This window comes from Campylobacter vulpis, from assembly GCF_014217995.1.
GTDB lineage: Bacteria > Campylobacterota > Campylobacteria > Campylobacterales > Campylobacteraceae > Campylobacter_D > Campylobacter_D vulpis.
Genome location: NZ_CP041617.1, coordinates 1635428 through 1645026, shown reverse-complemented (window position 1 = coordinate 1645026; position 9599 = coordinate 1635428). Strand labels below are relative to the sequence as shown.

The 9599-nt window shown below is 37.4% G+C and carries 7 protein-coding genes; 1 reads left to right on the top strand and 6 read right to left on the bottom strand.

Annotated features, from left to right (window positions below):
• Nucleotides 1–116 precede the first annotated feature (116 nt).
• The gene (gene ruvC / locus CVULP_RS08550) at nucleotides 117–593 is read left to right on the top strand and encodes a crossover junction endodeoxyribonuclease RuvC (protein WP_099461492.1); all 477 of its coding nucleotides are present in this window, start codon (nucleotides 117–119) and stop codon (nucleotides 591–593) included.
• Here ruvC and zupT read toward each other — a convergent pair.
• From zupT to gltB, 6 genes are all read right to left on the bottom strand, one after another.
• Complete coding sequence (gene zupT / locus CVULP_RS08545) at nucleotides 590–1444, bottom strand: zinc transporter ZupT (protein ID WP_099461491.1); 855 nt, start codon at nucleotides 1442–1444, stop codon at nucleotides 590–592. The genes ruvC and zupT overlap by 4 nt on opposite strands.
• Nucleotides 1445–1459: 15 nt before the next feature.
• Nucleotides 1460–2221 (bottom strand): pseudouridine synthase, encoded by a 762-nt coding sequence (locus tag CVULP_RS08540; protein WP_099507713.1) that lies wholly within the window; start codon nucleotides 2219–2221, stop codon nucleotides 1460–1462.
• A 44-nt stretch (nucleotides 2222–2265) separates the two neighbouring features.
• On the bottom strand, nucleotides 2266–2631 hold the full coding sequence (locus CVULP_RS08535) for a hypothetical protein (protein ID WP_099507712.1): 366 nt from the start codon (nucleotides 2629–2631) through the stop codon (nucleotides 2266–2268).
• Nucleotides 2632–2925: 294 nt separating this feature from the next.
• Entirely contained in the window at nucleotides 2926–4362 is a 1437-nt protein-coding gene (locus CVULP_RS08530) for a glutamate synthase subunit beta (RefSeq protein ID WP_099507711.1), read from the bottom strand.
• Nucleotides 4363–4399: 37 nt separating this feature from the next.
• Nucleotides 4400–4630, bottom strand: a complete 231-nt coding sequence (locus CVULP_RS08820; RefSeq protein WP_215728953.1) for a DNA cytosine methyltransferase — start codon at nucleotides 4628–4630, stop codon at nucleotides 4400–4402.
• A gap of 2 nt (nucleotides 4631–4632) precedes the next feature.
• Complete coding sequence (gltB, locus tag CVULP_RS08520; RefSeq protein ID WP_099507710.1) at nucleotides 4633–9126, bottom strand: glutamate synthase large subunit; 4494 nt, start codon at nucleotides 9124–9126, stop codon at nucleotides 4633–4635.
• Between the last annotated feature and the right edge of the window lie 473 nt (nucleotides 9127–9599).

The window sequence follows — 9599 nt, the reverse complement described above, 5'->3', positions numbered from 1 at the left end:
TTTCCTACTTTTTGATAATTTAAGGGCGTAATTTTAGCCTAAAATTCATAAAAAAAGGTTAAAATCACAAGTTGTGAAACAATTTTTCACAATGTGAATTGATTTTAAGGAAAGATGTGAAAATTTTAGGGATAGACCCGGGGAGTCGTTTTTGTGGCTATGCTATACTTGAAGTCATTAAGGGTAAAAATACTCTCATCGAAGCGGGTCTTATTAAAATCAAGCCTAGCACCTTGCAGTATCAAATCACGGAGCTTTGTGAGGGGCTTGATTTAATTTTTAAAACACATCATTTTGATGAAGTGGCGATTGAGGATATATTTTTTGCGTATAATCCACAAAGTGTTTTAAAACTCGCACAATTTCGTGGTGCTTTAAGCCTTAAAATCCTCCAACTTCACGGCGAATTCGCAGAATACACTCCCCTACAAATCAAAAAAACCATCACAGGAAAAGCAAAGGCAAGTAAAGAGCAAGTGGCTTTTATGGTAAAAAGACTGCTAGGCATTTCAAAAGACATCAAGCCTTTAGATATCACGGACGCCATAGCCATAGCACTTACACACGCTGCACATTTAAGAGCGAGGTTTTAGTCGAGTAAATATAAACTCAAAGCCATAACGCCCATACCTATTATTAGCCCGTATAAGCTATCGTGGGCTTTATCGTAGGTTTTTGCTGCAGGTAAAAGCTCATCTAAGGAAATAAATACCATAATCCCTGCCACAAGAGCAAAACTCACAGCAAGGGCGAGTTCCCCAATAAAGGGCAGTAAGATTAAATAGCCTATTAAAGCACCTAAAGGCTCGGCAAAACCTGAAAGTGCGGAGTAGATGAAGGCTTTTTTCTTATCATTTGTAGCGTGATATAGAGGTAAGGACACGGCTAAACCTTCGGGAATATTGTGAATAGCAATGGCTATGGCAATGGCTATACCAAAGCTGATATTTTCAAGACTAGCGTAAAAAATGGCAAAGCCTTCAGGAAAATTATGAATCGCTATGGCAATAGCGGTGAAAATTCCCGTTCTTTTAAGAGTGCGTGTATTAATAATAGGCTCTCCTGGGTGAAAATGCGGAGTTTTTTCATTATTTTTTGGGAGGGGACAAATTTTAAGCTCACTTAAATCGTTTCGTGGTTCGTGAGGATTGACATCTTTTGGAATGAGTCTGTCGATGATTAAGGAGAGTAAAATCCCACCAAAAAAGCAAGCTAAGGCTAGAAGTTCGCCATTTTTGTGATGCTCTTGCATAGAGACTATGGAATGGGGCAAAATTTCCATAAAAGAGATATAAATCATCACCCCCGATGAAAAGCCCAAGCCAAAAGAAAGTATGCGTAAATCATCTTTTTTTGTAAAAAAAGCCATAATTGCACCGATGATGGTCGAAAAGCCTGCAAAAGCTGTCAAGGCAAAAGCCACGATGACCTGATTTAATTCCATAAAAAGCCTTTAATTTTAATATCTTATCCCATTGATTTTTAAAAAATCGCGTAATTTTTCATACTCGCCTCGCTCTAAAAAGCGGTATTTCCCTGCCTTTAGCATTCCAAGTTCTAGCACTCCAAATGCCACTCTTTTTAAGTCCATGACTTCTAAATCAAAATAACCAAAAAAGCGTCTAAGTTCCCTATTTTGCCCCTCATTTATGACGACTCGAAGTTTTGTATAGCCTCCGCTCCAGCCAAAAATTTCAAAGTCTAAAAAGGGAGCAAATTTCATGGCATTGATTTTTGTTTTTGCGTGCGCGCCCTTTGTGGAGTTTTGAATTTCAAGTCCATTTCGCATTGCTTCTATCACTTGTTTTGAAATCTGTCCTTTAATTTTTAAATAATACTCTCTCTCTAAATCACTATGCATTAAAGCGTCAGCTATGACGGGACTATCTGTGAGTAGGAGTAAGCCCTCACTCGTGTAATCAAGCCGCCCTACACTCAGCCAAGTGGAAAAATTTTTAGGTAAATTTTCATAAATGGTTTTTCTTCCTCTATCATCTTTACGGCTGACTAACTCGCCTTTTTGTTTGTGGTAGATGATGACGCTAAATTGTGTTTTTTTGTAAATTCTTTTATTTTTGAGAAAAATTTTATCCTCATCTTTGACCTCATCGCTTAATTGGGCGGTTTTTTGATTGATTTTGACTAAACCTTGCTTGATAAGCTCATCTGCTTCACGGCGTGAATAAGTGGTATTGTGGGATAGAAATTTGTTGATTCTCATTATAACGCCTTTTTAATGAGGCATTATAATGAAATTTGGTTAAATTAATAGGCTTTTTTCTTGCAGTCTATGTCGATTTTTTTAACCGTTACCATTTGAGGTGTGGCTTGTGGGTCTTGAGTGTTTGGTTGGGTTGGGGCATTAATGTGAAACACTTCAGCTTCTAAAAAAGTGCCAACTTTTAAATCTTTAAAAGTGCCTTGCTTATCCATCCATAAAAATCCACACTCGTCCATATCAATTTGTGTATTTGGTAGAATTTTCATATTAAGCCTTTGTCCGTGAGTCGTCTCTACAAGTATGGTTTTTGAAGCATCATTAATATCAATAATCGTCCCATAAATATCCTCCGCATTTGCCACGCTTAAACCTAAGCTCAAAGTCGCTAAAACCGCTAATGTCTTTTTCATCATTTCTCCTTTAAATCTTTACTAAAAGTATAAAATAATTAAGTGAAGTGAAAGTGAATTTAAAAGTATTAATTAGTATTTTTAGTTTTTATTCTAAGGAAATGTTGAAAATGAAAGTTTTATTTGTGTAAAAAGATTATAAACTTGAAATCTAAGAAGGTAAAATAAAAATTTTTAAGCAAAAATTTCAAAAATATTTGGAGCTTTGACTTCAATATTTGAGAGTTTTTAATGGGAGAAAATCTTAAAATTTCTTAGAGAAAATTTAAGATTAATTTTAGAACATTAGCGAAGTTATTCTCCGCTAAGTTCTTTATGCACTCTTAAAGCACATTTTAACCCATCTTTAATCGCCCACACGACAAGGCTTTGCCCCGTTCTTGCGTCTCCGCAGGAGAAAATTTTTTCGTGTGAGCTTTGATAATTTGTCGTTGCGATATTATTTTTTGTATCAAATTTCACTCCAAAATTCACGCTTATAGCCTTTTCGCTTCCACTAAAACCCATAGCCAAAAGCACTAAATCCGCCTTATAAAGCTTCTCGCTACCCTTAATTTCAACATTTTTGCCATTTTCACGCTTTAAATCACTCGCCAAAACGCCCTCAAGCTTATCCTTACCTACAAATTCTTTAGTAAGCTTTTGATACTCTCTTACATCTTTTTGATACACCGCCTTAGCCTCTTCCAAGCCATAATCTGTGGTAAAAATATCCGCTTTTAGAGGCCAAGGATTATCTTTGCTTCTTAGCTCACTTTTTTTAGGACTTCGCTCAAAACGCGTGATACTTTTAGCTCCCTGCCTTAACGCCACTGCGATGCAATCAACGCTCGTATCCCCACTTCCTATCACAAGCACATTTTTACCTTTAGCTGTTGTGGCAGGCTTTGAGTTTTTAAGCAAGGATTTGGTATTTTCACTTAAAAAATCCATAGCAAATTTTACGCCATTTAAGTCCTTACCCTTGATATTTAGAGCATTTGGCTCACTTGCTCCTGTGCAAAGAATAAGTGCATCAAATTCTTTTAAAAGCTTGTTTGCTTTTTCTTTGCTATTGATATTTTGATTAAGTTTAAATTCCACTCCGCTTTTTTCTAGTAAGGCTATGCGTCTTTGCACCACGCTTTTTTCTAGCTTCATATCAGGGATACCATACATCAAAAGCCCACCAGCTTTATCACTTCTTTCATACACGCTTACCTTATAACCTAACAAATTTAAAGAATACGCACAGGCAAGTCCTGCTGGACCGCTACCTATGATGGCTATTTTTTTACCATTATACTTTTGAGGCTTTAAAGGCGTGATGAAACCTTCTTTAAAGGCGTTTTCCGCTAAGGCTAATTCATTATCCTTTATACTCACACTTTCGCCATTAATCGCACACACGCAAGAATCCTCACAAGGTGCAGGACACACACGCCCTGTAAATTCGGGGAAAGGATTTGTTAATTCTAAACGCTTAAAGGCTTCTTCCCATAAAGAGCGGTAAAGCAAGTCGTTCCACTCAGGGATAAGATTATTTAACGGACAACCTATGTCTTTGCCCTCGCTCATTTTACCTGTATGACAAAATGCCACCCCACAATCCATACAACGCCCCGCTTGAATTTCACGCTCTTTTTTATCTAAAGGCTTGACGAATTCTTTGAAATTCTTAACCCGCTCACTAGGGGCTATTTTTTGATTATTTGCTTTTTTAAAGTCTAAAAATCCTCTCACATTTCCCATTTTTACTCCTTTATATCAAATTTAGGCGGTTTTTCTTTCAATAGCCATTTAAAATAATTTTATGAGCGGTATTGTTTAAAGCTCTAGAATTTCGTGGGTGGATACATCGACAAGGGGGACCACCAAGCAAAATATCTATGTTGCTAAACTCTTTTAATTCAGCATTATTAAGCTCACATATATCTTTGCAAATCGTTTTAGTATAAGGGTGATTTGCTTGATAACTTGCAATCGCATTTTTATCAATATCACAAATTTTTAACCTCAATCTTAACCCCTCATCTCCTGTATAAATTTTTCAAAAGCCTTTAATTCCTGTGCTTTTTCTCCCTTAAAACTTTCTAAATGTTTTAACATTTTTTCATAATCTCGTGGCATAATCTTAAAAAAGTCTTTTTTATCAAAACGATTTAAAAGCTCTCTTGCCTTTTTTGAATTTGTGTAGTCAATGTGCTTTTGTATCATTGTTTTAAGCTCTTTTTCATCTTTTGCATTAAGCTCTTTGACATCAACTAGCTCTTTATTGACATTTGCTTCATTGTGCCTACCTAGCACATACACTACGCCCCCACTCATTCCAGCGGCAAAATTCACCCCCACATCGCCAAGCACCACTACAAGCCCTCCTGTCATATATTCACAGCCATGCACTCCCGTGCCTAAAACTACGGCTTTAGCACCCGAATTTCTTACGCAAAATCTCTCCCCAGCTATGCCGTCTAAATACACCTCTCCTTCAGTTGCTCCATAAAGACAAGCATTTCCTGCTATGATATTTTCTTCAGGGCTAAAACTTGCTTTAGAAGAACTTTTTGCGATGATTTTCCCTCCACTTAAGCCCTTGCCTAGATAATCATTACTATCACCGATGATTTCAAGCTTTATGCCCTTTAGCAAAAATGCTCCAAAGCTGTTTCCTGCATTACCTATGGCGGTGATTTGAATTTGCTCGTCTTTCAAAGCGTCTTTTCCATAACTTTTTAAAAGCTCACTTGAAAGCATAGTAGCAAAAGTTCGACTTTGATTACCCACTTCAAGGCTAAGTTTTATGGGCTTTTTGTTGGATACAGCTTGCTTACAAAGAGGAAGTAAAATTCTATAATCAATGGTTTTTTCAAGCTTATTATCCTTATGTTCTTTAAAATGCACGGCGGTTTTATTATAAGTTGGCAGGGCTTTTAAGATTCTATCTAAATTAAGCTTGTTCGCCTTTGTGCTTGTTTCTTTTTGACGGAGTTTATCGACCCGACCTATCATTTCATCAACATTTTTAAAGCCTAGTCTTGCCATATATTCTCTTAATTCTTGTGCGATGAAGTGCATAAAAGCAACTACCTCATCAACCTTACCTTTAAAACGCTTTCTAAGCTCCACATCTTGCGTTGCGATTCCAAAAGGACAGGTATTTAAGTGGCAAACCCTCATCATTGTGCAGCCCATTACGATTAAAGGGGCGGTTGCAAAGCCAAATTCCTCCGCTCCTAAAAGTGCGGCTATGGCTAAATCACGTCCACTCATTAATTTCCCGTCCGTTTCTAGCCTTACCCTTTCTCTTAAGCCGTTTAAAATCAATGTTTGGTGCGTTTCGGCAAGTCCTAGCTCCCACGGGATTCCAGCGTGTGGGATAGAAGTCCTTGGACTTGCTCCTGTGCCTCCGTCATAGCCTGAAACAAGGATTAAATTCGCTCCTGCTTTAGCCACTCCGGCTGCGACCGTGCCTATGCCATTTTCACTGACAAGCTTGACGGAAATTTTTGCGTCTTTATTTGCGTTTTTTAAATCATAAATAAGCTGTGCTAAGTCCTCTATGGAGTAAATATCGTGATGCGGTGGCGGAGAGATGAGGGTAACGCCCGGGGTTGAGTGTCTAGCCTTAGCTATCCAAGGATAGACTTTAAAGCCCATAAGCTGTCCTCCCTCGCCCGGCTTTGCACCTTGTGCAACTTTGATTTGCAATTCTTTTGCGTGGTTGAGGTAGTTTAAATCCACACCAAAACGCCCACTAGCTACTTGTTTGATAGCGGAATTTTTCATCAAATTTTCTTTTTCGTAGCGGCTTTCATCTTCGCCGCCCTCGCCTGAATTTGACTGTGCACCGATTTGATTCATCGCCTGTGCCAAGCACTCGTGTGCTTCTTTTGAAATAGAGCCATAGCTCATAGCCCCTGTGCGAAAGCGTTTCATTATGCTTTCTACGCTTTCAACCTCATCGATGTTAATCGCCTCGCTAAAGTCAAATTCCATTAAAGATCTTAAATGAATTTGCTTATTGTTGATGATGTGTGAGTATTTTTTAAAACTTTCATAATCTTTATTTTTGCAGGCTTGTTGAAGATGAAAGATGGCTAAAGGGTCGATTAAATGCTCCTCTTTTTCGCTTCTAAAGCCGTGAATTCCAAGTGAGTCTAAAGCCTTGCTTTTGTCTTTAAAAGCCTCATTGTGAAGTTTTAGCGTTTCTTTTTCGATGTCTTCTAAGTCAATGCCCTCTATGCGTGAAGTTGTGGAGCTAAAGTATTTTTCCACAATTTTAGAATTGATACCAAGACACTCAAAAAGTGCCGAGCCATTGTAGCTTTGTAGGGTAGAAACGCCCATTTTGGAGGCGATTTTTACTATTCCAGCCGAACTTGCTTTGATGAAATTACCCACCGCTTTTTGATAATCAAGCTTTAATTCTTTCTTGTCAATCAAATCCTTAATGCTCTCATACACTAAGTAAGGATTAATCACCGTCGCACCATATCCCAAAAGACAGGCAAAATGATGAATTTCACGAGGCTCGGCACTTTCTAGCACTATGCTTGTGTGTGTTCTTAAGCTCTTTCTTACTAAATAATTATGCAGTCCAGAAACGGCAAGTAAGGACGGGATATAAGCCATTTTTTCACTTACACCCCTATCGCTTAAAATCACCGCACAAACGCCTTTTTTAATTTCCGTTTCCACTTTTACAAAAAGCTCTTCTAAAGCATTTTCTAAGCTTTTTTTCTTGTAATCATAAATGATAGAAAATTCCTTAACCTTGAAATTTTTTAGATTTTTAATCTTAAAAAGCTCTTCATTACTAATAATAGGAAGTTGAATTTTAACTCTGTTGGCATTGCTTTCATTAGGCTTTAAAAGATTACCCTCGCGACCTAGATAAATTCTTGTTGAAGTAACTATCTCTTCACGCAAGGCATCAAGGGGAGGGTTAGTTACTTGTGCGAAAAGTTGTTTAAAATAATTAAATAAGGGCTGATACTGCTTTGAGAGCACCGCTAAAGGCGTATCCACACCCATAGCCGCTAAAGCTTCCTTGCCAGAATTTGCCATAGCCAAAACGCTTAATTTTAGCTCATCATAACTCCAGCCAAAAGCCTTTTGTAAGCTTAAAATCTCCTCTTGTTTTAAGAAATGATGTGTATAATTTGTGTCTTCTTGCTTTTCAAGCTTGATTAAATTCTCAAGCCATTTTTTATAAGGCTTGGCATTTGCGTAATGCTCTTTTATTTCATTATCTGCTATTACTCTGCCTCTTGCTGTATCGACAAGCAAAAGTTTGCCCGGCTCCAAACGCTTCTTAGCTTTGATGTTTTTCTCATCGATTTTAAGCGCACCTGTTTCACTAGAAAGGATTAAAAAATCATCTTTTGTGAGATAATATCTTGATGGGCGAAAGCCATTTCTATCTAAACTCGCCCCCATAATCACCCCGTCCGTGAAAACAATAGCCGCAGGTCCGTCCCAAGGCTCCATCAATACAGAATGATACTCATAAAATGCCCTTTTTGCACTAGGCATATTTTCGTTTCTATGCCAAGGCTCAGGCACCATCATCATAAAAGCTTCTTCTAAAGTGCGTCCGTTTAAGGCAAGGAATTCTAAGGTATTATCAAACATTGCCGAGTCGCTACTAGGCTTTGCTATAATGGGAAAAAGCTCCTCTAAATTTTCAAAATAATCACTTTGCATTAAGCCTTCTCTAGCCTTGATACTATGGACATTGCCATTGATAGTGTTAATTTCGCCATTATGCACCATATATCTATTTGGGTGTGCTCTCTCCCAGCTAGGAAAGGTATTGGTCGAAAAACGCGAATGCACCAGTGCGATGGCGGATTTCATATTGACATCTTTAAAGTCTAGGTAGAAATCACTTAGTTGGGTTGAAAGTAGCATTCCCTTATAAACTATGGTGCGTGAAGAAAAGCTTGAAAAATAGAATTTCGGCACATTGAAAGCTTTTTTTTCTATCAAACGCCTTGTAGCATAGAGCAAACGCTCAAATTCAAGTCCCGCCGCTACTTTTGCAGGTCTTTTTACAAAGGCTTGTAAAAAATAAGGCATAGCCTTTAACGCACTTTCTCCCAAATCACTGGGATTAAAAGGCACCGCCCTAAAGCCTAGGAATTCCAAATTTTTCTCCTTAAGTCCCTCCAAAAAAAGCTTTTTAGCCTCCTCTTTAGCGTCTAAATTTGGAGATAAAAACATCTGTGCCACAGCATAATCGCCCTTTTTTGGTAAGCTAAAGCCTAAATCTTGCGTTTTGAAGAAATCGTGCGGAAGTTGTATAAGTATGCCAGCACCATCGCCTGAATTTTCTTCAGCTCCCGCCCCACCTCTATGCTCTAAATTCATTAAAATTTCTAAAGCATCACAAATGACCTTATAAGAGGCGATTCCACGTATATTTGCCACAGCAGCGATTCCGCAAGCATCGTGTTCGTTTTGAGGGTTGTAAAGTCCTAAATTTTGGTTATTTTCTAGGGGATTTAAGTGCATTTTGCCTCCTTTAAATTTGTCATTTTTTCGATTATAGCATACTTGCACTCTTATTTTGATAGAAATTTACTCTTAAATAAGATGATGATTTTAAAAATTTATTGATTTTTTAGCTTTTTCTTAATGCTTTTTTTATTGATGCTCATTTTTTTATAAAAAATATCCACCACTTCCTCCCTCGTGTGAATTTGTTGCATATTTTCAGGCTTAAAATTTCATTTATAACCTATTTGTGTCATATCTTCCTCGATAATTTCAATGCTTTCATTTGAAACTTGCATATTGGAGATTTTAAAATTGATTTAACGCTTTTAATTTGTCGCTATCTTTGCGGATAAGAAAAATGTTCTTGCAAAAATGTGTCAAATAAGCTCTTTTCAAAACAACCATTTTATCAATTTGCAAATGTTTGATTTTAATATTTAGAATTACTTTTTTATCGTTTTATCAGCCTTTACTTCAATTTCAGTAAA